19 protein-coding genes are annotated in these 24,315 nt (G+C 52.8%); 17 read left to right on the forward strand and 2 right to left on the reverse strand.

The window, feature by feature from the left end:
- Window positions 1-19 precede the first annotated feature (19 nt).
- The 17 genes from NM686_RS04645 to NM686_RS04725 all read left to right on the forward strand — a co-directional run bounded on the left by NM686_RS04645 (window position 20) and on the right by NM686_RS04725 (window position 19,218).
- Window positions 20-925, forward strand: a complete 906-nt coding sequence (locus NM686_RS04645) for an ABC transporter ATP-binding protein (RefSeq protein WP_255186714.1) — start codon at window positions 20-22, stop codon at window positions 923-925.
- Window positions 922-1,686, forward strand: coding sequence for an ABC transporter permease (locus NM686_RS04650; protein WP_255186715.1), 765 nt, complete (start codon window positions 922-924; stop codon window positions 1,684-1,686). The genes NM686_RS04645 and NM686_RS04650 overlap by 4 nt, the downstream gene beginning before the upstream one ends.
- Before the next feature lie 224 nt (window positions 1,687-1,910).
- Window positions 1,911-2,153, forward strand: coding sequence for a hypothetical protein (locus NM686_RS04655; RefSeq protein WP_255186716.1), 243 nt, complete (start codon window positions 1,911-1,913; stop codon window positions 2,151-2,153).
- A 131-nt stretch (window positions 2,154-2,284) separates the two neighbouring features.
- Window positions 2,285-2,464, forward strand: coding sequence for a heavy metal translocating P-type ATPase metal-binding domain-containing protein (locus NM686_RS04660; RefSeq protein WP_255186717.1), 180 nt, complete (start codon window positions 2,285-2,287; stop codon window positions 2,462-2,464).
- 26 nt (window positions 2,465-2,490) lie between these two features.
- A complete protein-coding gene (locus tag NM686_RS04665; RefSeq protein ID WP_255186718.1) occupies window positions 2,491-2,775 on the forward strand; it encodes a hypothetical protein in 285 nt (94 codons plus the stop codon).
- Between the two features lie 104 nt (window positions 2,776-2,879).
- Window positions 2,880-3,494: a hypothetical protein gene (locus tag NM686_RS04670; protein WP_255186719.1), complete on the forward strand. Its 615-nt coding sequence runs from the start codon at window positions 2,880-2,882 to the stop codon at window positions 3,492-3,494.
- Between the two features lie 58 nt (window positions 3,495-3,552).
- On the forward strand, window positions 3,553-6,000 hold the full coding sequence (locus tag NM686_RS04675) for a heavy metal translocating P-type ATPase (RefSeq protein ID WP_255186720.1): 2,448 nt from the start codon (window positions 3,553-3,555) through the stop codon (window positions 5,998-6,000).
- Window positions 6,001-6,885, forward strand: a complete 885-nt coding sequence (locus tag NM686_RS04680; protein WP_255186721.1) for a sulfite exporter TauE/SafE family protein — start codon at window positions 6,001-6,003, stop codon at window positions 6,883-6,885.
- A gap of 23 nt (window positions 6,886-6,908) precedes the next feature.
- On the forward strand, window positions 6,909-7,757 hold the full coding sequence (locus NM686_RS04685) for an SDR family oxidoreductase (RefSeq protein WP_255186722.1): 849 nt from the start codon (window positions 6,909-6,911) through the stop codon (window positions 7,755-7,757).
- Window positions 7,758-8,277: 520 nt separating this feature from the next.
- The gene (locus NM686_RS04690; protein ID WP_255186723.1) at window positions 8,278-10,113 is read left to right on the forward strand and encodes an ABC transporter ATP-binding protein; all 1,836 of its coding nucleotides are present in this window, start codon (window positions 8,278-8,280) and stop codon (window positions 10,111-10,113) included.
- Between the two features lie 290 nt (window positions 10,114-10,403).
- The gene (locus NM686_RS04695) at window positions 10,404-11,405 is read left to right on the forward strand and encodes a M14 family metallopeptidase (protein ID WP_255186724.1); all 1,002 of its coding nucleotides are present in this window, start codon (window positions 10,404-10,406) and stop codon (window positions 11,403-11,405) included.
- Between the two features lie 170 nt (window positions 11,406-11,575).
- Complete coding sequence (gene rpsF, locus NM686_RS04700; RefSeq protein ID WP_255186725.1) at window positions 11,576-12,010, forward strand: 30S ribosomal protein S6; 435 nt, start codon at window positions 11,576-11,578, stop codon at window positions 12,008-12,010.
- A 25-nt stretch (window positions 12,011-12,035) separates the two neighbouring features.
- Window positions 12,036-12,266 carry a 30S ribosomal protein S18 gene (gene rpsR / locus NM686_RS04705; protein ID WP_255186726.1) on the forward strand — a complete coding sequence of 77 codons (231 nt, stop codon included), beginning with the start codon at window positions 12,036-12,038 and terminating at the stop codon, window positions 12,264-12,266.
- 24 nt (window positions 12,267-12,290) lie between these two features.
- Window positions 12,291-13,202, forward strand: coding sequence for a hypothetical protein (locus NM686_RS04710; protein ID WP_255186727.1), 912 nt, complete (start codon window positions 12,291-12,293; stop codon window positions 13,200-13,202).
- A gap of 46 nt (window positions 13,203-13,248) precedes the next feature.
- Window positions 13,249-13,695 carry a 50S ribosomal protein L9 gene (gene rplI / locus NM686_RS04715; protein ID WP_255186728.1) on the forward strand — a complete coding sequence of 149 codons (447 nt, stop codon included), beginning with the start codon at window positions 13,249-13,251 and terminating at the stop codon, window positions 13,693-13,695.
- Between the two features lie 6 nt (window positions 13,696-13,701).
- Window positions 13,702-14,643 (forward strand): ADP-glyceromanno-heptose 6-epimerase, encoded by a 942-nt coding sequence (rfaD, locus tag NM686_RS04720; protein ID WP_255186729.1) that lies wholly within the window; start codon window positions 13,702-13,704, stop codon window positions 14,641-14,643.
- 324 nt (window positions 14,644-14,967) lie between these two features.
- A complete protein-coding gene (locus tag NM686_RS04725; RefSeq protein ID WP_255186730.1) occupies window positions 14,968-19,218 on the forward strand; it encodes an EAL domain-containing protein in 4,251 nt (1,416 codons plus the stop codon).
- A 357-nt stretch (window positions 19,219-19,575) separates the two neighbouring features.
- Here NM686_RS04725 and NM686_RS04730 read toward each other — a convergent pair whose 3' ends face one another.
- Complete coding sequence (locus NM686_RS04730) at window positions 19,576-20,580, reverse strand: HD domain-containing phosphohydrolase (protein ID WP_255186731.1); 1,005 nt, start codon at window positions 20,578-20,580, stop codon at window positions 19,576-19,578.
- A 9-nt stretch (window positions 20,581-20,589) separates the two neighbouring features.
- Window positions 20,590-24,045 carry a PAS domain S-box protein gene (locus tag NM686_RS04735; RefSeq protein ID WP_255186732.1) on the reverse strand — a complete coding sequence of 1,152 codons (3,456 nt, stop codon included), beginning with the start codon at window positions 24,043-24,045 and terminating at the stop codon, window positions 20,590-20,592.
- Between the last annotated feature and the right edge of the window lie 270 nt (window positions 24,046-24,315).

A 24,315-nucleotide genomic window follows, 5' to 3' on the forward strand; every position in this document is an offset into this window, starting at 1 on the left:
CTGCATTATAAACTACCCCATGAAGGCTTTATCTATTCAGAATCTAAAAAAGACCTATAAAAACGGCTTCCAGGCCTTGAAAGGTGTGGATCTGGAGGTCGAATGCGGTGACTTTTTTGCGTTATTGGGTCCCAATGGCGCCGGTAAGTCGACCATGATAGGCATCATCAGTTCCCTGGTCACCAAAAGCAGCGGTGTGGTCAATATTTTTGGTCATGATTTGGATAAAGACAACGGGCGGGCCAAGAGCTGTATCGGTCTGGTGCCCCAGGAAGTCAATTTCAATCAATTCGAAACCGTGAAAAACGTGGTGCTGAATCAGGCAGGCTATTACGGCATTCCACGTAAGCTGGCGCAAGTGCAGGCCGAGTATTGCCTGCGGCAAATGGATTTGTGGGACAAGCGCGATAGCGTGTCGCGGCGTTTGTCGGGCGGCATGAAGCGGCGCCTGATGATAGCGCGCGCGATGGTGCACAAACCGCGTTTATTGATTCTGGATGAGCCGACGGCTGGCGTGGACATCGAAATCCGCCGCTCGATGTGGCAAATGATGCAGGATGTCAACCGCGAGGGTACTACCATCATTTTGACCACCCATTATCTGGAGGAGGCCGAAAGCCTGTGCCGCAACATTGCCATCATCAACAATGGCGAAATCGTGGAAAAATCGGGCATGAGCGCGTTGTTGAACCGGATTCACACCGATCATTTCGTGTTCGACATTGCTCAGCGATTGGACAGCGCGCCAGTCATCGAAGGTTGTGACATCGAATTGGTGGATGGCCATGTGTTGAATGTGGCCGTGCCGAAAAGTTACGGCCTCAATCGGCTGTTTCAGGAACTATCGTCTTTACGTATCGACGTATTGAGCCTGAAAAACAAATCCAACCGTCTCGAACAACTGTTTATCGATTTGGTGCAATGAATTATTCCGTCGCCTTTTTTACCATCCTGTTCAAGGAAATTCGCCGCTTTACCCGGATCTGGCCGCAAACGCTGTTGCCGCCCGCCATTACCACGGCCTTGTATTTCCTGATTTTCGGCAAACTGATCGGCGACAGGATAGGCACGGTGCATGGCGTCAGTTATATGGATTACATCGTGCCGGGCGTGATTCTGATGTCGGTGATCAGTCACTCTTATTCCAACGTGGTGTCGTCGTTTTATTCCACCAAGTTTCAGCATCATATCGAAGAATTGCTGGTGGCGCCGGTGCCCAACTGGGTGATCTTGACCGGCTATGTCTGCGGGGGGATCGCGCGCGGCGGCATGGTCGGGTGCGTGGTGGCGGCGATATCGATGTTGTTTAGTCCTATCAGCGTGATGCATTGGGGTGTCACGGTCGCAGTGCTGGGCTTGACGGCGACCTTGTTCGCGTTGGCGGGTTTCATCAACGCGGTATTTGCCGACAGTTTCGACGACATTTCGATCATTCCCAATTTCGTGTTGACCCCGTTGAGCTATTTGGGCGGGGTGTTTTATTCCCTGGCCATGTTGCCGCCCGTTTGGCAAGCCATTGCTCAAGGCAATCCAATTCTTTACATGATCAATGCCTTCCGCTTTGGTCTGATCGGTGTTAGCGACGTCGATATCATGCTGGCGTTTGAAATGACGGCTGGTTTTATCGTGTTCTTGAGTGTATTCAGTTTGTGGTTGTTGCACAAAGGTGTTGGCATAAAAAACTGACGCAGGATCAAGCTCTTTTAGTTTTGATTTAGATTGTGCATGGCCATGCAGCAAAAAAAACTATGTTAAATAACGCATTATTTCTATGTTAAATAACTGGGATTTTTTCCTTTTTTCTGGCGTGGTTTTTGTTTTGGCAATAAAAACAGAGGGATAGGTTTTGGCTCGGTTCATGCTGTTGCATTCGAGTTGTTTTTTATTTTTCTCTTTGTGAGGTTGAAAGCATGGCACAGGAATTAGTCGCGTCTAATTACGCAGTAGCTGCACAACAAATCAATACCGGTGCCTTGATGTTGGGCGCGGGGCTGGCATTGACCTCGATGATCTTGGTACCCGCGCTGGCTATGCGTTTGGGTTTGAGCGCCAGTTTGACGGGGGCTTTGAGAATTGCTTTGATGAAAGCCTCCAGCCGCGCCGCGGCGGTTCGAGTCACCGAAGAATCCATTCAACAGAAATTATTGCGTTGAGCCAGCTATAGCTCCCCGTAGGTTGCCGTGTTGCCTGATTTAGTCAGGTCGATTGTTGTTTTGCCCGGATAGAAAGTTATAATGTCTAACGTCTTGCGTTGGGTTAATTTTTAAAGTTTGGTCTATTGGTAATGAGCGATAAACAAAAGCAGTGCGATCTTTGTGGTTTGGATGTCGAAGTAGAAGGTTTTGATCTGAAAACCACCGAAGGCGACAAACAGTTTTGCTGCGAAGGATGCAAGGGCATTTATCAAATGTTACATGAAGACCAGGTGCTAGCAGACGAATCCGAAAACGCGGAAAATAATTGATCAAACTAAACGCTATCGAGAAATTTATGGCACACAATCACGATTCCAAAGAAACCTCCATGGGCAAGCAAGTCATGGCGGGAACATTGGCAACGGCAACAGTCAGCACAGGGGAAAAGCTCATGAGTAAGGTCACCAAACATCCATTGTTAGTTTTCGGCCTGGGCATGGTTGCCGGTTTCTTTGTTTACAAATACAGAAAGGAAATCATCGCCAGCGCCAGCAAAACCATCGAGGCCGGCAAGGATTTTGTTCTGCATCAAAAAGAAAATTTGGAAGATATTGTCGCCGAAGCAAAAGAAGAGAAATAACTAACACTCCGAGTGATGCATTGATAGAGCCGGGTTGAGTTTAATTTAAAAACGGGCGTACCTGCGTGGCGGGTTCGCCCGTTTTGTTTTTTGATGTATTGATTATGGCTATCCAAAAAGAATTTGTTGTGCGCTTTCGTAGCGAAGGCCATGTGCGTTTTCAAATACCGCAACGGGCGGCACATGCCGAAGTTGCCAAACTGATTACCGACAAAGTGGCGGCAATAAAAGGGGTTCACGCGGCCAGTTTGTTCAGGCGTTCCAGGAAACTGGTGATTCGCTATCGTGAAGATGAATGCGGTTTCATCGATCTGGCCAAACAATTGCACTCGATTTTGGCTGCCCTGGAGCAACAGGGGTGGTTTGCGCCTAAGGCCGTAGTCGATGTCTCGAAAAAACCGTTACTGGGTTTGAAACATAGGCTGCAAAACAGCGGAGTGGGGCGCTGGTTTGGGGAAAAAATGACGGCCGCCAAGGAAACCGCGCAAGCCGCCAAAATCCTCGGCAAAATGGGCACGAAAGGGCCAAAGGCCTTGTTCCGAGATCCGGAGAAAGCCGTGATCGATTTCTTGAATGACATCTTGGTGCTTTATCTGATCAAGGTGCACTGGACTCGAATTACCCAGCAATGGCTGGTGAGACCTCTTGCCTATCGTTATGAATGGCTGGCAATGTTTTATATGTTTTTCCTGTTGGTCCGTTCTCGCAGGCCCAAATAGCGTTTCCGGCCAGTTATAAAGCCTAGCTGGCCAGGTTGGTTACAGTTCAGAGGAAATCATGCATTCCGAGAGTCAAACATACAAGCATTTCGAAATTCAGCATCAGCTGAAGAATCGTATCCGCATCATTACGCCAGTGTTAAAAAACGATCCCGAGCGGGGGTACATTTTTGAAATTTTGCTGAAAAAAAGGCCGGAAATTGCTTCGGTCAGATCGGTGTTCGACATCGGTTCGGTCGTCATCGAATTCGATTCCAGCCGCTTCCCGGTAAAAAATCTGTTGATCATGCTCGATGCGGTGTTGGGTAACATCGCCCAGAAGCAGCCTACGGTTAAAAAAGACAAGAAAAAGCAATTCGACGGGCCGGTTCAGGACATAGACCTGGCTGTGGAAGGCATGAGTTGCGCGTCCTGCGCCTTGTTGATCGAAATGGTGTTGAACCGCGATGAACGCGTCAAAAACGCCAGCGTCAACTTCGCCACCCAGACCGTCAATGTGCAGGGGCAGTTGAGCAAGGCCGACGTGGTACACCAAATCGAAAAGCTCGGCTACAGCGCCTTGATGGTCGATACCTTGGCGCAGAGAAAGAAGCTCATCGAAAAGGAGCAGACTCGAATTGACGCGGCCCGGCGTCGATTTGTATGGGCAGGGCTTTTGACCATACCCGTGGTAGGCGTGGCGATGTCGATGGCGACCTCTCGTTGGACGCACTGGCTGCAGTTTGCCTTGACGACACAAGTCGTTTTTGGTACCGGCGCCCAATTTTTTACCAAGGCTTACCGTTTGGCCAAGCAGCGCGCGGCCAACATGGATACCCTGATCGCCTTGGGGGTGGGCTCGGCTTATGGCTATAGCGTGCCTGCCTTGTTTCGCCGGCGCGGACACGTTTATTTCGAAGCCGCCGCGGCCATCATCACATTCGTATTGCTGGGGCGTTTCCTGGAAGAGCGCGCCAAAGGCAAGGCCGGCGAGGCCATCCGCAAGTTGGTGGACTTGCAACCGCAAACCGCGACCTTGTTGAGAAACGGCCAGGAAATCGTGGTCGATGTGGATGACGTGCAGGTCGGCGACGTGATGTTGGTGCGTCCCGGCGAACGCATCCCCACCGATGGCCGGGTCATCTTCGGTTTGTCCACAGTCGACGAAGCCATGGTCACCGGAGAAAGCATGCCGGTGGTCAAGACGGTAGGGCATGCCGTGATCGGCGGTTGTGTCAACGGAAACGGCGTGCTGCATATCGAAACGACTGCCGTGGGCATGGATACCGTGCTGGCAGGCATCGTGCACATGGTCGATCAGGCGCAGGCCGCCAAATTACCGATACAAAAACAAGTCGATAAAATTTCCGCCGTCTTCGTACCCTCGGTGATGGCAATTTCCAGTTTAACCTTGTTCGGCTGGTTGTTGGCCGGGGCTCCGTTTGCTTTCGCTTTCGGCAATGCGATAACCGTGCTGTTGATTGCCTGCCCGTGCGCACTGGGTTTGGCGACACCCGCGGCGATCATGGTCGGCACCGGGCAGGCGGCCAAGAAAGGGGTTTATATTCGCAACGGCGAAAGTCTGGAAGTCGCCAGCAAGCTCAACGCCATCGTGTTCGATAAAACCGGTACGATCACGGAAGGCAAACCCAAGGTCAGCGAAGTGTTCAACATGTCCGGCCTGGACAATCACACGCTGGTGATGTTGGCGGCGACGGCCGAGCGTAATTCCGAACATTTTCTTGGCAAAGCCATCGTCGAGTTTGCTCGCGATCAGGCCATCGAGTTGCAGGAATGTAGCTATTTCTACAGCGAAACCGGGCGCGGCATTCGCGCAGACATCAATGGCTACAAGTTATTGCTGGGCAATCGCGATTGGCTGGACAGCCAGAATATCGACTTTGCTCCGCTGGACGTGCAAGCCGATGAATTTGCCGGGCAAGGCAAGACGCCGGTTTACATGGCTATCAATGGCGAGCCCGCAGCCATATTTGCGATTGCGGATAACCCGCGCCTGGAAGCGGGGGCTGCGATTGCCAGGTTGCACGAGCTGGGCATCAAGACCTTGATGGTGACCGGCGATACCGAGAAAACCGCGTATTACATCGCCGACAAAGTCGGCATCGCGGATGTGGTGGCCAACGCCAAGCCGGATCAGAAACTGCAGATCATTCAACAGCTGCAAAGCGAGGGTTTTCAGGTTGGCATGATAGGTGACGGCATCAATGACGCGCCGGCATTGGCGGCGGCGAATGTCGGTTTTGCCATCGGTAGCGGTACCGATGTCGCCATCGAATCGGCGGATTTGACCCTGGTGCAAGGCGACATCGGCAAAGTCACCGAAACCATAGAGCTCAGTGCGTTCACGATACGCGTCATCAAACAAAACCTGTTCTGGGCCTTTGGATACAATACCATCGCGATACCGGTCGCTGCGCTCGGTAAACTCAATCCCATGATCGCGTCGGCGGCGATGGCGTTGAGTTCGGTGTCGGTGATCGTCAATTCATTGAGGTTGAACAAGTAAATGGAAAATACGATGGAGGGCATGGATCATTCCGCGCATGCGATGAATCATGGCATGAATCACATGGACCACGCGATGCACGGCATGGCGGAGATTGCGGGCGCGACCGGTTTTGACTACTCATTGGCCGTGGTGGCCGGTTTCCTGGGCAGCGGCCATTGCTTGGGCATGTGCGGGGCCCTGGTGTCCGGCTATTTCATGAAGGCCGGCAAAAACAAAAGCTACCTGCCGTATTTTGCCTATCAATTCAGTCGCATCAGCGTTTACACCATGGTCGGTGTCTTTGCGGCCTCCTTGGGCGTGGTGCTGGTGTCCAGCGGCCTATTCGGCAAGTTGCAAAGTATTTTGCAAATGCTGATCGGTTGCGTGGTGATCGTGCTGGCCTTGGGCATTTTGGGCTGGATACCTTGGCAGGGCTCGATTCGCTTGATTCCGATGCAAACCCTGCGCAAGGGCTATGCCACCGCCAGCCAGAAAGGCCCGGTGCTGGGCGCGATGATCGCCGGATTTTTGAACGGCTTGATGCCGTGCCCGCTGACCTTTGCGATGGCGGTCAAGGCCACTACCGCGACCAGCCTTTTGGAGGGGGGGGCGTTGATGTTGGCCTTTGGTGTTGGCACTTTGCCGATGATGCTGTTCATCAGCGTAGCCTTTGGCAAAATGAGCGCCAAATTGCGCGGTTTCATGTACAAGTCGGCCGCCCTCATCATGGTGTTCATGGGCCTCAACACCATTCATAAGGGTTTGAGTTTTTATCTGGACGAAGACTTTCGCCATAGCACCTTTTTGATGATGGTCAAGAATTCGCTCGACCAGTTCGATCACTTCATCGATCAGATCATGGATTACATAGCCAGCATGATCACCGTGATTCAGTCCATGTAGTTTTCTCTAAGCCAGGATGGGCAATGGCCAATATTTTAGTCATCGGTTGTGGCGACATTGGGTTCAGGGTAGCCTTGGCGTTACACCGACAAGGCCATCGTGTCACGGGCTTGAAAAGAGCGCCGCCATCGACTCCTGCCCCATTTTCTCTGATCGCCGCCGATATTCGCCAAGCCGCCACGCTGTCTAGTTTAGCGACTGACTTCGATCTGGTGCTGTTCATCGTTTCGGCGGGCAGTCGTCAGGCCGACGAATACCAGGCGCTTTATCAGGTAGGGTTGAATAATGTGCTGGCCCATTTCGCCAGTGCCGGTCGTTCGCCTCGCTGGTTCATGGTGTCTTCAACCAGTGTCTATGGGCAATTTCGTGGGGAATGGGTCGATGAAACAAGTCCCACTGAACCCAAAACAGCCACCGCGCAAGCGCTGGTGGCCGCCGAGCAGCGCTTATGGCAGGACGATCCCAAGCATTGCGTCGTGCGATTTTCCGGAATCTATGGGCAGGGCCGCGATTGGTTGTTGCGGCGCGTGGCGAGCGGCGAAAGTATTCAGCGGCAACCGCCCAGTTATACCAATCGCATTCACCAGGATGATTGCGTGGCGGTTTTGCTGTTTTTGATTGAAAAGCAATTGGCGGGCGAGCGGTTGCAGCCTTGCTATCTAGCCAGTGACGATGATCCCGCGCCCCTGTGGGACGTGATGAATTGGATCGCCGAGCAATACGATTATCCACGTCCAACCGCCTTGTCAGTACCCGTCGATGCCAATCAGAACAAGCGCTGCCGCAATGACCGCCTGCACACGCTAGGGTATCGGTTTTTGTTTCCGAGCTACCGTGACGGGTATGGAAATCCCGCGAAAGAAAGCGCTTGAACAAAAAATAGACAAATCGACTCAAACTATTGATTCGACTGCTTTAATCGATTGATTTCGCAAATTATCTACAAACTTATCCACATCGGCTGGGGATAAACCTGGAAATGTCGGCTTCACTTTTGGATAACTGCCTTGCTCAGTGGCTGGCTCGTGTCTGTGTTACAGGTTGATTAAAAAATAGCCAAATTAATTCAACTTATTGTTTTAAATGGATTTAAATACCTGATTATCAGTTTTTCTACAGGCTTATCCACAGATTGTGGGGATAAATGTGTATTTTAAAAGCGCTTGGGTGTAAATTTATTTCAGGGTTCTGGCACGGGAATCGACCTGGTTCGGCAGGTTTGGAACAATCATTGTCATTGCTTTAATCGCTTGATTATCAATAAAAAATAGATAAGATGCTCAGCTTATCGACAGAGTTGTCCACAGAAAATGTGGATAAGTGGTAACTGTGATATGTCGTGTTGAAAACTGTGGTTGACTGGAGTCGGCCCGAGCTGGTGTAAAAACAAAGATGGCAACGAAATCCAAGCAGACTCATTTTCGCCGTGCCGACACGGCGCCGCCATTGCCGACCGATACGGTTGGCTTCATTTTGTACTGCCTGAAAAGGTTTCGGCGACTGATCTTTTTGATGCTGTTGCTGGAAACCGGGCAGGCGGCGGGCGGCATTTTGGTGCCTTATGCGATCAAGGCCCTGATGGATAACGTTTACAGTCAGGTCGGCGCGGAATTTTCCTGGGAAGCGTTCAAGCAGCCGCTGCTGTTGCTGGTCGGGCTCAATGTAGCCGAGATTCTGTTCAGCCGCTCGAGCGGCGCGGTGCTGATCATCATTGGGCCGCGCATCCGGCAGCGTACCAGTCGTTTGCTGTATGCCTATCTACAGCAACATGCACCGCGTTATTTCGCCAATCATTTCGCCGGCAGCCTGGCGCACCGGATCAGCGAAACCGCGCAAAGCGTCAATCATACGGCCTGGTCGGTATTGTTCGATTTCTGGCCCATCAGCGTGACGTTCACGGTTTCCGTGATTCTGCTGTTGAATGTGCATACCGGCTTGGGTGGATTCGTCGCCGGTTGGGTGTTTTTATACGTTGCTACTTCGTATTGGCTGGCGACACGTTGTCAGCCTTATGCGCAAAACTATGCGGCTACCCGAAGTTTGGTCAACGGTAAGATCGTCGATGCAGTGACCAATATGTTGAATGCCAAATTATTCGCCCGCCTGGCGCATGAGCGGGAGTATCTGGATGGTTTTCTGGAAACCGAGGTGAGGGAAGGCCAGCGTACCTTCTGGTATATGGAACGGGTGCGGTGGTTTCAGTTTACCGCGGCGGCACTGTTGAAAATTGGCACCATCGCTTATGCGCTGATGCTTTGGCGGCAGGCTGAGATCGGCGTCGGCGATTTTGCGATGAGTACCGGTCTTGCCTTGTTGATCATCGGCGATGCCCGTAACTTGACGCGGCGTTTTCTGGAGTTTTTCGAATATGTCGGCAATGTCGCCAATGGCATCGACACCATCGTCAAGCCGCACGAAATCGTGGACGTCAGCCATGCCAAACCCTTGCAAGTCACGCAAGGGCGTATCGAGTTTCGCGACGTCTGTTTTGCCTATGAACCGGGGCGGCCGGTGTTCGAAAACCTCAACGTGGTCATCGAGCCTGGTCAACGCGTGGGCTTGGTCGGTTTTTCGGGGTCGGGCAAATCGACTTTCGTCAGCTTGATATTGCGCAATTTCGAGCCGCAATCCGGTTGCATTCTGATTGATGGCCAGGACGTTTGTCAGATGACTCAGGATTCCCTGCATCAACAAGTCAGTCTGATTCCGCAAGATCCCAGCCTGTTTCACCGCAGCTTGCAAGAGAACATCGCTTATGGACGCCCTTGGGCCAATGACGAACAGATTCGTGAGGCCGCGCGACTGGCGCATGCCGACGCTTTCATCGACGCGATGCCGGATGGCTATGACTCGCTGGTCGGCGAGCGCGGCGTCAAGTTGTCGGGAGGTCAACGCCAGCGTATTGCCATCGCTCGCGTGATGCTGAAGGATGCACCGATATTGATCCTGGATGAAGCGACTTCCAGCCTGGATTCCGTCACCGAAAAAACCATACAGGAAAATCTCGATAGAGTGATGGGGCGGAAAACGGTGATTGCAATTGCGCACCGCTTGTCGACCATTGCGCATCTGGACAGAATCCTGGTGTTCGATCAGGGGCGTATCGTCGAGGACGGCAGTCATGAAGCCTTGCTGGCGCAAAAAGGTTTTTATCACCGCTTATGGGCCATGCAGGCCGGCGGTTTCTTGCCCGAGGAGCAGGAATGGCGTCCGTCCGATGAGGAGTGACGTTTTTGCTACTTGCCGGGGCATGCGCGTATCATCGTCGATACGGTTGATTCACCCATCGCCCTAAAAGCATCGGTAGTCCACGAAAAGCACGAAATACACGAAATCGATCAATGAGTTGTCAACTATATGCATTCACCTGTTGGGTGTCATTGTTGATTGTGAACACTGTTTGAACTTTTCGTGACCCCTTCGACTGCACTCAGGACTGGTTTTGTGTCTTTCGTGGACCAAACTCTTTTTCTAGGATCGCTAAATTTACAGGACTTCGCTGTCTTCTCATTCATAACATGATCAAGGAATTCAATAATCTGCCCACGGGGCTGCTGGAGATCGCGGTCGAGGATTTGCACACGCTGATTCCGGGGCCTGCGTTATTTCATTTGCCCGGTAAAAGCGCCGATAGTCTGTTCGTGTCGGTGCTACTGCACGGCAATGAGCCGACGGGTTTTCTGGCCGTGCAAAGGTTATTGCAGAAATATCACGGACAAACATTGCCGCGGGGGATGACGTTGTTTTTTGGCAATACCCAGGCGGCGCGGGTCAGTTTGCGGCGACTTGATCAGCAACCGGATTTCAATCGCATTTGGCCGGGTACTGCTTTGCCGGACTCGCCGGAGACCGCTTGGGCGAGGCGGATATATGAAATCATGCGGCGGCGAGGCGTGTTTGCCAGTATCGACGTGCATAACAATACCGGTCTGAATCCGCATTACGCCTGTTTGAATAAATTGGATGAGGATTTTTTGCATCTTGGCGCGCTGTTCGGGCGCTTGCTGGTGTATTTCACGCATCCCAAGGGCGTGCAATCGGGTGCCTTTGCCGAATTCTGTCCTGCCGTGACGCTGGAATGCGGTCGCCCCGATCAGCCGCACGGTGTCGAGCATGCGTTCCAGTTCATCGATGATTGTCTGCATCTGCGGCAATTTCCGGCGCATCCTATCCCCAGGCATGACGTCGATATCTATCACACCGTCGCGCAGGTGACCGTGGCGGACAGCGCCAGTTTCGCTTTCAATGATGCCGAGGCCGATTTATGCCTGAATCAGGATATGGAACGGATGAATTTCACCGAAATTCAGGCCGGCACGGCGTTTGGTGAAGTCAAGGGCGATCTGATGCCGGTGATCGCCAGGGATAATGACGGCAATCCCGTCACCGAGCGGTTTTTTCAATTGAGCGATGGGCAATTGCAAATCACCCGGCCGACCATGCCGTCCATGTTGACGCTGAACGAACGCGTCATTCGACAGGACTGTTTGTGTTACCTGATGGAGCGTATATCGCCTTGAGTCTTGGTGATTTTGATAGATGGCGGCGGTGAGCGGGTAAAAAAGATAAAAATCACTTTGCAAGAAGTCTGCCGGGTTTTACAATGACCGGCTTTTTGGGGTATTCCACTCCAAATCCTTGCCTCATCACGCGAACGAGTGGGAGGCTTTTTAAACCGTAAGGAGAAATCATGCGTCATTATGAAATCGTCTTCTTGGTACATCCTGATCAAAGCGCTCAGGTGCCTGCCATGATAGAACGTTACAGATCTACCATCGAAGAGGCTTCCGGCAAGATTCACCGACTGGAAGACTGGGGTCGTAGACATCTGGCATACCCGATCAAAAAAATTCACAAAGCGCATTACGTGCTGATGAATATCGAATGCGATCAAGCCACTCTTGAAGAATTGGAAGCGGGCTTCCGCTTCAACGATGCGATTCTGCGCAGCCAAACCTTGCTGCAAAAAGAAGCGATTACCGAACCTTCGAAGATTGCGACCAGCGGCAACGACGGGCAAAAAGCCGGCAGCCGAGTGAAGGAAGAAGTCGAAGAAGAGCAGGAAGAGACAGAAGTCGAAGTTGCCGATGAAGCGGCAACCGAAACTGAAGCGGATTCCGAATAAACGTTATTGAATCAAGAGAACTACTATGGCACGTAACAACATTAGACGTAAAAAAGGCTGCCGCTTCAGCGGTGAAGACGCGCTCGTAATCGATTACAAAGATCTGGATTTGCTCAGCGAATACATCACCGAAACCGGCAAGATCATTCCTAGCCGTATTACCGGTACCAGCGCGAAATATCAAAGACAGTTGACCTCGGCAATCAAGCAAGCCCGTTTCCTGGCTTTGCTGCCGTTCTGCGACGCGCATAAATAAGCTGGATTAAACCGGAGAGCGGGCGTGCAATTTCTGGCAGCCTACATCATGAAGGGCAGATTGCAAGCCATGACCGTGGCGGCTGCCCTGGCATTGCTGTCATTGGCGTTCCCTCCGGCAAGTATCGTAAGTTCGGCCTCGGTTGCATTGGTCACATTGCGGCGAGGGGCGAAGGAAGGCTTGTATGTGTTGCTGTTCTCCTGCTTGGCGGCGGCGGTATTGAGCGTCTTCCTGAAGATCGGTTATCAGTTTGCCTTGCTGTACGGTCTGGTATTGTGGATGCCGATCTGGCTGATTTCCATCGTGTTGCGCGAAGGGCGTCATCTGGGCGTGGCGATTGAAATCGCCGTGTTGCTGGGTGTGGTGGCTGTTCTGGGTTTCTATCTGTATCAGCCCCAACCGGCCCAGCTTTGGGATGGTGTGCTGACGACGATGATGCAGCCCATGCTGGCGGCCCGGCCGGATGTTCCCGCCGAGGACGTCCGCCATTCGGCGCAAGTCTTCGCGCATTTCATGACGGGTGCGATCGCCGCCGGCAGCGTCTACAGCTTGTTGTTCGGCTTGTTTCTGGCAAGATGGTGGCAAGCGGCGCTTTACAATCCGGGCGGATTCAGAAGCGAATTTCTGACCTTGAAGAGCCATGCCAAACTGGCGATGGCGACTATCGTGATCATCGCCGTGGCGACATTGGCCAGCGGCGTACTCGCGGAAGTGTGTTGGAACGTGCTGCTGGTGTTGCTGGTGCTGTATACCTTCATCGGTACCGCAGTGCTGCATGCCTGTTTCGCGGTGATGAAAGGCAGCCGTTTCATGGTGCCCTTTCTGTACCTGACCCTGGTGGTGATTCCGCATGTCATGGTGATCATCGCCTTGTGCGGCTTGACCGATAACTGGCTGGACTTACGAAAAAAAATTTCAAATCAAACGGCTGAATAAGTGCAGCCATCATTCGACGGTAGGTCGATTAACGAGGTAGGTAAAGATGGAAGTCATTCTTCTTGAAAAAGTTGCGAACCTGGGTAATCTGGGTGACAAAGTCACCATTAAATCAGGTTACGGCAGAAACTATTTGATTCCACAAGGCAAGGCGGCTATGGCCACCCCCGCCAAAGTCAAGGAATTCGAAGAACGTCGGGCGGAGCTGGAAAAACAAGCGGCAGAAAAATTAGCGGCCGCCACCGCGCGTGGCGAAGCCTTGAGCAAACTAAACATCGTCATCGCGCACAAAACCGGTGATGAAGGCCGTTTGTTCGGTTCCGTCGGTACTCAAACTATCGCGGAAGCCGTAAGCGCGGCCGGTGTCAAGGTTGAAAAAAGCGAAGTGCGCATGCCGCATGGCGTGATTCGTCAAGTGGGCGAATACGACATCGCCTTCAATCTGCACAGCGATGTGGTCGTTAGTTTGCCGATCAAAGTCGTTTCCGAGTAAGCCCGCATGATCATCGTAACGGGCGGTGCCGGCTTCATCGGCAGCAACTTGGTGCTGGGCCTGAATGCCCGCGGTTACGATGATATTTTGGTGGTCGACCATTTGACCAATGGGGTCAAATTCAAGAATCTGGTCGATTGCCGCATCGCGGATTACATGGACAGAAGCACCTTTCTGCAACGTTTGCAGCAAGGTGCCTTTCAAGCCGAAAACATAGAAGCAATATTCCATCAGGGCGCTTGCTCGACCACGACCGAGTGGGACGGCCGTTACATGATGGATAACAATTATGAATACAGCAAAACGCTGTTTCATTTTTGCCAAAGCCACAAAATACCGTTCATTTACGCGTCCAGCGCCGCCGTCTATGGCGCCGATCTGACTTTCAAGGAAGAATTGGCGTTCGAAGGTCCGCTGAATGTCTACGGTTATTCCAAATTCCAGTTCGACCAGTACCTGCGCAGGCAAGACAAATTGACTGCGCAAGTGGTCGGCTTACGCTATTTCAATGTCTACGGACCGCGCGAAGCCCACAAGGGCAGCATGGCCAGCGTCGCCTACCATTTGAACAATCAAATCAAGGAATCCGATGCACTCAGGTTGTTCGAGGGCTGCGATGGTTACGCCCATGGCGAACAGCGGCGAGATTTCGTTTACGTCGGCGACGTGGTCGATGTCAATTTATGGTTTCTGGACAACCCGCAAGTGTCGGGGATCTTCAATTGCGGCACCGGCCGTAGTCAGACTTTCAACGACGTCGCCAATGCGGTGATCCACTATCACCAGCGCGGCTACATTCAATACATTCCGTTTCCCGAGCACCTTAAAGGCTGCTATCAAAGCTTCACCGAAGCCAATCTGGACAAGCTGCGCGCCGCCGGTTGCGAGCATCAATTCAAAACTGTCGAAGAAGGCGTTCAGCTTTACATGGAGTGGTTGAACCGGTAAGCGGTATCCCCGAACTCTGGCCTCAATTTTGACAGACCAGAAAAACGTTGCGTTTCCAAAGCGGTAGTACTCCCCTATCGGGTTTGAATGTTGATAGGCCTGAAATTCCGATTCAATTTTGGCTTGGGTCTGGGGGTTAAGTTTTTGTTAAAAAGACCGTCAAAAAACATGTTTCCAATAAATGCCGGCCATAAAGAGGCAATCCAGCCTTTCTGGATAATGGTGGATGTAAGAGAGAAAATCGCCGTTCGATGCTAGGGTTCATCTTCACTTTTTTTTAACCAAGCTTGCTTTTTTAAACGGGTCAAAACCGGTGAGCATTGTATGCAGCATGATCGGAACGCATACCCCATGATGCGCGGCTTCCTTGAATATTGCTTGTTATTTTTGCTGATCCTTTTTGTCCAGCAACCCGCATGGGCAACCGATACCTTGGTATGGGGTGTGTTTGCCTATCGTCCCAAGGACGTTTTACAACAACGTTATCAGCCGCTGGCGGACTATCTGAGCGAGCATCTAAACGATACGCGCATCGAGCTCCGGGTGCTCGACATGGATGAAATCGATGAGCAAATCGCTCACGGACAATTGGATTTTTTGTTTACCACGCCTGGGCATTACATACTACTGCGGCTGCAAAACCGATTGACCGGGGCATTAGCCACCTTGATCAGTCAAGAAAGCGGGCATCCCACCAGCAGCTTGGGCGGGGTGATTATTGCCCGAAGCGACAATGCCTCGATCCAGACGCTTGCCGATCTCAAGGGACGAAAGATTGCCACGCCCGGCACTAAATTCCTCGGTGGCTATCAGACTCAGGCCTTTGAACTACTTGAAAATGGTATCAAATTGCCCATGGTTGCTCAGTGGGTAGAGGTTGGCGCGCATGACAACGTGGTTGCGGAGATTCTGGCGGGACGCGTGGACGTCGGTTTTGTTCGCACCGGCTTGATCGAGGAATTGACGGCGGAAGGCAAGCTCGACCCGGCGTTATTGCGAGTGATCAATCCTTTGCATTTTCCGGATTTTCCTTATCTGACGTCCACGCGCCTTTATCCCGAATGGGCTTTTGTCGCCATGCCCCACGTAGATAGTCAGCATATCCGCAAGGTCGCCGCCGCCCTGCTGCAGTTGGAAGGAGATCATTCCGTGGCGCGGGCCGCGGGCATTGGCGGATTTGCGCCGCCTGCTGATTATTTGCCGGTGGAAAACATCAGCCGCAAATTGCACCTGCCGCCTTTCGATCAGGCGGAGGAAATCAGCTGGCGGGATATTTGGCGCCAATACCAGGCTCTCATCCTGGTTGTAATGGCGTCATTGCTCATCATCTTTTTCTTGCTGTTGCTGGTGGCGCGGCGCAATCGCTCATTGGCCGCAGCCAATGCGGAACAACGCAGGGAACGAGAGCGGACGCAGTATTATCTGGATAGCATTCAAAGCATGATGCTGGCTCTGGACGCTCATGGGCATATCATGATGATCAACCGTTACGCTTGTGATTTGCTGGGTTACAGTGAAGCCGAATTACTGGGGCAGTCCTGGTTTACGCGCTGCTTGCCGCAGCCGGAAGGGGGGCGGGAGTTTTATCCGCTTTTCATCCGGATCATGGCCGGAAGCAAGGAAAAGGTCTATTTTATGGACAATGAAATCCTGCTGCGCGATGGCAGTCGGCGCATGATTTCTTGGCGCAATGCCTATGTCGCTGATGAAACCGGGCGGATCACCTGTTGCCTCAGTGCCGGGCAAGACATTACCGAACGCAAGCAGGCCGAAGCCACTTTGAGGGCCAGCGAAGAAAGGTTACGCACCATTCTGGATAATGTCGATGGTTTAATCTATCTCAAGGATGCCGAAGGGCGCTATCTTTTTGCCAACCGTGCTACAAGAGAACTTTTTCAAGCCGACATCGACGAGATCATTGGCTTCAGCGATGAAAAATTCTTCGAAGCCCCCTCAACGGGACTCATCCGGGACAATGAACGCTGTGTGCTGGAACACGGTGAGTCCATTCAGTCCGACCAGATGCTGACGATTCGCGGTAATGCCGAGACGACAATCTTTCAGACCACCAAATTGCCGTTGCGCGATCACCAAGGACATATTTATGCACTGTGCGGCATATCGATCGACATCACGCAGCGCAAGCGCGCCGAAGCCGAACTGCTACGCTCGCGCGACGAGTTGGCGTTTGCGCAAAGAGTTGCCAAGGTTGGCAGTTGGACGATTAACCTGGAAACCAAGGAACTGGAATGGTCGGCGGAAACTTACCGGATGTTCGGCATTCAGGCGGGGCAACCGGTGGATCTGGACTTATTTGCCTCACTCATTCATCCGGGTGATCGCGACCGGGTGCTGAATGCCTGGAACAAGGCTGAGGCGGGCGAGGCTTATGAAATCGAACACCGGATTCTGGTAGGCGACCAGGTGAGATGGGTGCGGGAGCGAGCCGAATTTGTCCGCGACGACAAAGGCTCGATCATCAGCGCGTTGGGCATAGTCCTCGATATCACGGAACGCAAGCGTGCGGATGAAAAACTGCAACTGGCGGCGAGTGTATTCAGCCATGCCCGAGAAGGCATATTCATTACCACCCCGAATGCCGAGATCGTCGACGTGAACCGAGCTTTTAGCGAAATTACCGGGTTTAACCGCGACGAAGTGTTGGGGCAAAACCCCAGAATCTTTCAGTCCGGTCTCGAGTCGGGCGAGTTTTATCAGGCTATGTGGGCCGCCTTGCTGGAGGAAGGTTACTGGTTTGGCGAGATAAAAAACCGCCGCAAGAATGGTGAGTTGTATGCAGAGCTGTTGACCATCATTGCCGTACGCGACGCCAAAGGTTGCACGCAACATTATGTGGCGATGTTTTCCGACATTACCCTGCAAAAGGCCAGTCAGCAGCAACTGGAGCTCATTGCCCATTACGACCCGCTGACGGGTCTGGCCAACCGTGTCCTGCTGGCCGACCGCCTGCACCACGCCATGGCGCAGGCCAAGCGTCGCAACCTGCAAATTGCCGTGGCCTACATCGATTTGGACGGTTTCAAGGCCGTCAACGATGGCTATGGGCATCATATGGGCGATCAATTGCTTGTTCAAGTTTCGCAACGCATGAAACATGCGCTGCGAGAGGGCGATACCATTGCCCGATTGGGCGGCGACGAGTTCGTGGCGGTACTGGTGGATTTGACTGACAACCATGTAGGCATTCCGTTGATTCAACGCCTTATCGACACTACGGCGGAACCGACACTGATCAATGGCGTTGAACTGAGCGTTTCAGCCAGCGCGGGTATCAGTTTCTACCCTCAACAAGAGGATATCGATCCCGACCAATTGATGCGCCAGGCCGATCAGGCCATGTATCAGGCTAAAGTGGCGGGCAAGAACCGCTACCATCTGTTCGATCCCGAAATCGACCGTAACGAGCGCGGCCGCCATGAACAGTTGGAGCGTATTCGTCAGGCTCTGGAGCAGCAGGAGTTTGTGTTGTATTTCCAGCCGAAGGTCGATTTGCGCCGAGGCAAGGTCTTCGGTGTCGAGGCGCTGATTCGTTGGCAACATCCTGAACTCGGCCTGTTGCCACCGCTGCGGTTTCTGCCCATGATCGAAAATCACAGTCTGGGGTTGCGGGTAGGGGATTGGGTGCTCGATACGGCTTTGTTGCAACTGGAAGCCTGGAGCAGCCAGGGGATCGATCTATCGATCAGCGTCAATGTTTCCGCTCAGCAGTTGCAGCAGCCAGATTTTGTCGTCCGGCTGGAACAGCGGCTTGCCGCGCATCCTGATTTGCCAAACGAGCGGCTGGAATTGGAGGTGTTGGAAACGAGCGCACTGGAGGATTTCGCCAGGGTTTCCCAGGTGATTGCGGCCTGCGCCAGGATGGGGGTGTCATTTGCGCTGGATGATTTCGGTACCGGCTATTCGTCGCTATCCTACTTGAAAAATCTACCGGCCGCCGTGCTCAAAATCGATCAAAGTTTTGTCCGTGACATGTTGGACGATCCGGAAGACCTGGCGATTCTTGATGGTATTTTGGGTCTGGTTAGCGCTTTCCGCCGGCGAGCCATCGCCGAAGGCGTGGAAACGCATGGCCATTGCAAACAACTGCTGCAATTAGGCTGCGATTTTGCCCAAGGCTATTACATCGCCAGGCCGATGCCGGCAAATGAGATTCCACGTTGGCTCGATAATTGGCAACCCGACACCTCGTTATCGCAAATACCGGTGATCAGCGGGGACCGTCTGACGATTCTGTTTGCGATTGTGGAGCATCGGGCATGGGTGCGTGGGATCGAAGATTATCTGCAAGGCGAAGGACAACCCCCGCCACTGCTTGATTACCAATCTTGCCGTTTTGGGGTGTGGCTGTCGGGCACCGTGGCAAGGCTGTTGATACCGGAAGATACCGTAGCGCCGCTCATTAGCCATTTGCATCGGCAGGCTCATGGCATTGCCACAGAAATAGTGGAACTGCACTCGACTGGCAAAACCGTGGAGGCAAAACGCCGTTTGACCGAACTCTATTCGGTAAGAGATGAATTGATCAGCCATTTGGAAAATCTTCTCAGCCAATAGCGGGCAAAATTCATGCTCAGGATATGGTCAGAAATACTCCCTGTGGTTTTTCTTTATCCTATAAAAATCATTTGGTCCACGAAATACACAAAAATCACGAACAGTTTCAAAAACTTATTGCTCAAAAAGCCGACACTTTGCGGGTAACTAAATCAAGTGACGTAACCATCTGTTTTATTTCGTGTCTTTCGTGCTTTTCGTGGACTACTGATGTTTTTAGGTTTATGCCTCGCGGATGCGGAGGGAGAAGGAACTTGTTTTGACTCACCCAACAGAGGACGAGGAAGTAAAATGCGGCAGTTATTTTTGACGAAATTGGGTTAGGCGTTCGTTTTCAGGCTGGCGAGCAAGATCGACTCAGTCCGGCAAATGGTAGGCTTGCTCTTGAAACAGTGTTAGGCAGGCGTTCACAACGCGCGCATCGTAAAGGACATCCTTATTGCGGGAAATTTCGGCCAGTGCCGTGTCCACGCCAAGGCCGGCGCGGTAAGGGCGGTGCGAAACCATGGATTCGACGACGTCGGCGACCGCCAGAATCCTGGCTTCCAGTAGGATTTCCTCGCCTTTCAAGCCCTGAGGATAGCCCCTGCCGTCCAGGCGTTCATGGTGTTGCAATACGATTTCGGCAAGAGGCCAGGGGAATTTGATCGATTTTAGGATTTCGTAACCGGTGAGAGAGTGTCGCTTGATCAGGTTGAATTCCAATTCATCCAGGCGACCGGGTTTGCAGAGTATTTCGGCGGGCACGCGAATTTTGCCAATATCATGGACAACGCCGGCCAGCTTGAGCCCTTCTATTTGTTCCGCCGGCAATTGCAATTCTCTGGCGATGGCGGTGGCGAGATTGGCCACGCGCCGCTGATGCCCCGCCGTATAGGGATCGCGTGCTTCGATGGTGGCCGCGATGGCGGTGACGAAATCGAGCAGATTTTCCCTGAGTTCCAGGGTCCGCTCGACGACCATTTCTTCCAGATGATTGCGGAGACGATTGAATTCCAAATGCGTGCGCACTCGGGCCACCAGCTCTTCGCGCTGAAACGGTTTGGTGACAAAATCAACGGCGCCCAGTTCAAAGCCTTGCACTTTTTCCACTGTCTCTGAAATCGCGCTGACGAAGATGACCGGGATGCCCTGCGTTTTCGGATTCGCCTTGAGTTGTCGGCACACTTCGAAACCATCCATCCCCGGCATGCAAATGTTCAGCAATACCAATTCGGGCGGATTGTTGATCGCGGCATTGAGCGCCAGTTCGCCGCTGAGGGCCGCCCGCACCTGGTAACCTTCTTCGGCCAGCAGGTCGGCCAATAATTTCAGGGAAGCGGGGGTGTCGTCTACGGCAAGGATGTTGCCTTTATTGCTCATGGAGTCCCATCATGTTTGCAGTGCCTTGAGAATGCTGGGGTAATCAAAATATTCGGCCAAGCGCTCCAGTATTTTTTGTAACGCTGGGTCGTACGCGGCTACTTGTTGTATGGCCTGAGCGATGCGCTCTGTTTCCAAGCTTTGCAGGGCCTCTATCATCTCGTTTTTTAAAGCGTCTGGCAAAACGGATAACATTTCCGGCGTCAATTGCGTGGCGGGTTCTTCGGAAACAGGCATGTTTCGATAAACATAGCGGAGACCCAATTGTTTGGACAGGCATTCATAGATTTCATGGGAGCGGTAAGGTTTGCGCACAAAGTCGTCCATGCCCGCGTTCAGCAACTCACTGCGTTGCTCGATAAAGGCCGAGGCGGTCACTGCGACGATTTTTACCTCTTTGCCGCCCGGTAACCCACGGATGCGGCGGGTTGCCTCCACGCCATCCATCACCGGCATGCGTCTATCCATCCAGATCAGATGCGGGTGCCAATGCTGGAACAAGCGAATGCCTTCTTCGCCGTTCTCGGCCACCTTGACCTTCAAGCCGATGGATTCCATCAGCAGAGTCAGCAACAGTTGATTGTCACGCTGGTCTTCAATGATCAGGATGCGGTATTCAGGCTGGCCAGGCTCCAAAGCAATGACTTCGCCTTTGTCGGTTACCGTCGGTTTGCTGATTTCTGTTTCGTGTACCTCGTGCAGCGGTAAATCGACTCTGAACAATGAACCCTTGCCGGGGGGGCTTAGTAAACTGATACTGCCTTCCATCAACTGCACGAATTGGCGCGTGATGCTCAGGCCCAAGCCGGTTCCCTTGTTGGCGCCCTGTTCGTTGAGCTGGATAAAGGGCTCAAAGATAAGGGCTTGATCGTCCGGACTAATGCCGGGACCCGAATCCTCGACTTCGATATGAAGATGGGAATGCGTGTTTTTCGTGGCCCCCAGGCGCAGGGTCACGCCGCCTTGTTCGGTAAATTTGATCGCATTTCCCAGCAGATTGATCAATATTTGCCGCAGGCGCGCTTCGTCGCCAAAAATGTAACGAGGGAATCTCGAGTCTTGGTCGACCAAAAGCCGCAGGCCTTTTTCCTGGGCGCGTATTTGCATCATGTCGGTCACGTCTCGAACCATGCCGCCCAAATCGAACGGTGCGCTTTCCAGTTGCACGCGGCCGGCCTCGATTTTGCTCATTTCCAGTACATCGTTGATCAGCGTCAGCAAATGCTCGCCGCTGCGATTGATGATGTCTAAATTTTGCCGCAGTTTTTCCGATAATTGCGGATCTTTGCACATCATGTTGGAGAAACCCAAAATCGCATTTAACGGCGTGCGCAATTCATGGCTCATGTTGGCTAAAAATGCGCTTTTGGCCTGATTGGCCGCCTCCGCGGCATTGCGCGCAAGCACCAGGTCCGTCGTGCGCTGTTGCACTTCTTCTTCCAGGTGGTCTTTGTAGCGCCTGAGTTCTTCTTCCACGCGCATGCGTTCGGTGATGTCGCTGAACACGACTACCGCGCCGGAGAGTTTGCCGTCCACTTGAATGGGCGTGCTGACAAACTCGACGGGAAAACCGCCGCCATCCTTGCGCCAATAAAAATCGCGACCGCGACAAACCTCGGCGCGGGTATAAGCCGAATGCACCGGGCAACTATCTTCGGCATACGGTGTGCCGTCCGCTTTGCTATGGTGGCACATCTGATGAAAAGGCTGGCCTTGTAGCTCCTCGGCGACATAGCCCAGCAATAGCGCCGCGGTGGGGTTGACGAAGGTGCAGCGGCCATGGCTGTCGAGTCCATAAATACCTTCGCCGGCCGAGTCAAGAATGAGCTTGTTCTTTAAGCTCAACTTGGCTAGTTCCAACTGGGCGATGTGGCGTTCGGTGATATCATGGATCGTGCCTGTGGAGCGTATGGGTTTTCCTGCCGCGTCGTAATGAGTCTCGCATTTTTCGTTGACATACTTGACGCGGCCATCGGGCATCAGCAGGCGGTGTTCGATGTCATACGGCCTGTGATGGCGCACGGATTCGGTATAGGCGGTATCGACTCGCTCCCTGTCCTCGGGGTGGATGAGGTTTAGAAAGGCTTCGTAAGAGGCTTGAAATTGTTCGGGGTCGATTTCAAAGATGCGGTAGATTTCGTCGGACCAGTGCAGTTTGTTCCGCAACAAGTCCAGTTCCCAGTTGCCCAGGTGGGCGATACGCTGGGCTTCGGCCAGGCCTTGCTCGCTACGTTTGAGTTTTTCCTCCGCAAGCTTGCGATCGGTAATGTCCCTGGCGATCGTGGATATGCCGGTGATGGCGCCCGTTGCATCTTTGATAGGCGATAGCGTCAACGCGACATGGATCGGTGTGCCGTCCTTGCGGATGCGGCTGGCCTCATGGTGGGAAACGGTCTCGCCATCGCGTATTTTTTGCAGCAGTGTGCGTATTTCGGTGTGCAGGGAAGGCGGAGCCAATGTGGTGATGTGTTGACCGATAATCTCGTCGGCTTTGTAGCCATAGATTTTCTCGGCGCTTCGATTCCAGTGCGTGATGATACCGTCCAAGGTTTTACCGATGATGGCGTCGTTGGAGGATTCCACGATTGCAGCCAGCTGGGTGCGGACGGCGTCGGCCTGTTTGCGTTCGATGCGGTTGCGTAGCACATTGATACCAAAAGCCATATCGCTGGCAAGTTCTTCCAATAGTCTGACCTCGGCGGGCGTGAAGGTGTTGGGAGTGGACGAATAAATGGTAAGCACGCCGAATATGTCCGCGTTTTCATCCCTGAGAGCCAGGGCTATGCTGGAATGATAACCACGCTGCAAGGCGCTCTCGCGCCAAGGAGCTGCCAGCGGTTCGCTGGAAAAATCCTGGATGCAAGTCGTTACTCCGGTACGCGAGGTGGTGCCGGTCGGGCCGCGTCCGCGTTTCGTATCGGCCCAGGTGATGTCGGCGTTTTCGAGATAACCATGCTCGGCGCCACTCCAGACGACCGGCCTGACACGTTTGGCGGCGTCATGTTCCACATAGCCCACCCAAGCCATGCGATAACCGGCTTCGGCGCAAATGATGTGGCAAATACCTTGCAACAGGCTTTGTTCATCCTTGGCCCGCATCAAGAGCTGGTTGCAGTTGCTGATGGCGCGGAGTTCCCGGTTCAGGTGAAGCAAGGCCGCTTCGGCCTGCAAACGTTCGTTGAACAAAGGCGCTACCCGGGCGATGCCTAAGGCCATGGCAAGCGACAACAACAACCCGATGGATTCATTAAACGGGTCGGGTGGAAACGCTGTATCGCCAATGAATAAACGATAGAGCGGCACGATGCGTCGCAAAGTCATCAGAACCAGCGCGGCCGCAATGAGCCCCCAGGCGGCGCGTTTGCCGGTAATTTCGATGAGGCGGATCGCCATCGCCGCGGCCGCGCATTGAATCATGACCGACACTGCCACGATGCAGACAATCAGATAGTCGGAATGTGCCATGTGAGTGTGCCGTGCCTGCTTGAACCTGAAAACGGTAGTAAGTCCACGAAAATCACGAAATACACGAAAGAAATCATTGCATTATGAAGCTTATCGATTCAACTGTCCGGTGCTGCTCTAGGTGTGATAGCTATTTGAAACTTTTCGTGATTTTCGTATGTTTCGTGGATCAAATGATTTTTCTAGGTTGAATCGTTGGTAAATATGACGGCAACCGCCAAATCAAGGCCAAGCGGATTTAAAAAGTTTTGCGTACCGTTCACGCATGCC

The sequence above is a fragment of the Methylomonas rapida genome (genome assembly GCF_024360925.2).
Classification (GTDB): Bacteria; Pseudomonadota; Gammaproteobacteria; order Methylococcales; family Methylomonadaceae; genus Methylomonas; species Methylomonas rapida.

Coding starts and splice junctions, on each gene's coding strand:
- NM686_RS04645 (WP_255186714.1), top strand. CDS start 20: ATGAAGGCTTTATCTATTCAGAATCTAAAAAAGACCTATAAAAACGGC.
- NM686_RS04650 (WP_255186715.1), top strand. CDS start 922: ATGAATTATTCCGTCGCCTTTTTTACCATCCTGTTCAAGGAAATTCGC.
- NM686_RS04655 (WP_255186716.1), top strand. CDS start 1,911: ATGGCACAGGAATTAGTCGCGTCTAATTACGCAGTAGCTGCACAACAA.
- NM686_RS04660 (WP_255186717.1), top strand. CDS start 2,285: ATGAGCGATAAACAAAAGCAGTGCGATCTTTGTGGTTTGGATGTCGAA.
- NM686_RS04665 (WP_255186718.1), top strand. CDS start 2,491: ATGGCACACAATCACGATTCCAAAGAAACCTCCATGGGCAAGCAAGTC.
- NM686_RS04670 (WP_255186719.1), top strand. CDS start 2,880: ATGGCTATCCAAAAAGAATTTGTTGTGCGCTTTCGTAGCGAAGGCCAT.
- NM686_RS04675 (WP_255186720.1), top strand. CDS start 3,553: ATGCATTCCGAGAGTCAAACATACAAGCATTTCGAAATTCAGCATCAG.
- NM686_RS04680 (WP_255186721.1), top strand. CDS start 6,001: ATGGAAAATACGATGGAGGGCATGGATCATTCCGCGCATGCGATGAAT.
- NM686_RS04685 (WP_255186722.1), top strand. CDS start 6,909: ATGGCCAATATTTTAGTCATCGGTTGTGGCGACATTGGGTTCAGGGTA.
- NM686_RS04690 (WP_255186723.1), top strand. CDS start 8,278: ATGGCAACGAAATCCAAGCAGACTCATTTTCGCCGTGCCGACACGGCG.
- NM686_RS04695 (WP_255186724.1), top strand. CDS start 10,404: ATGATCAAGGAATTCAATAATCTGCCCACGGGGCTGCTGGAGATCGCG.
- rpsF (WP_255186725.1), top strand. CDS start 11,576: ATGCGTCATTATGAAATCGTCTTCTTGGTACATCCTGATCAAAGCGCT.
- rpsR (WP_255186726.1), top strand. CDS start 12,036: ATGGCACGTAACAACATTAGACGTAAAAAAGGCTGCCGCTTCAGCGGT.
- rplI (WP_255186728.1), top strand. CDS start 13,249: ATGGAAGTCATTCTTCTTGAAAAAGTTGCGAACCTGGGTAATCTGGGT.
- rfaD (WP_255186729.1), top strand. CDS start 13,702: ATGATCATCGTAACGGGCGGTGCCGGCTTCATCGGCAGCAACTTGGTG.
- NM686_RS04725 (WP_255186730.1), top strand. CDS start 14,968: ATGCAGCATGATCGGAACGCATACCCCATGATGCGCGGCTTCCTTGAA.
- NM686_RS04730 (WP_255186731.1), bottom strand. CDS start 20,580: ATGAGCAATAAAGGCAACATCCTTGCCGTAGACGACACCCCCGCTTCC.
- NM686_RS04735 (WP_255186732.1), bottom strand. CDS start 24,045: ATGGCACATTCCGACTATCTGATTGTCTGCATCGTGGCAGTGTCGGTC.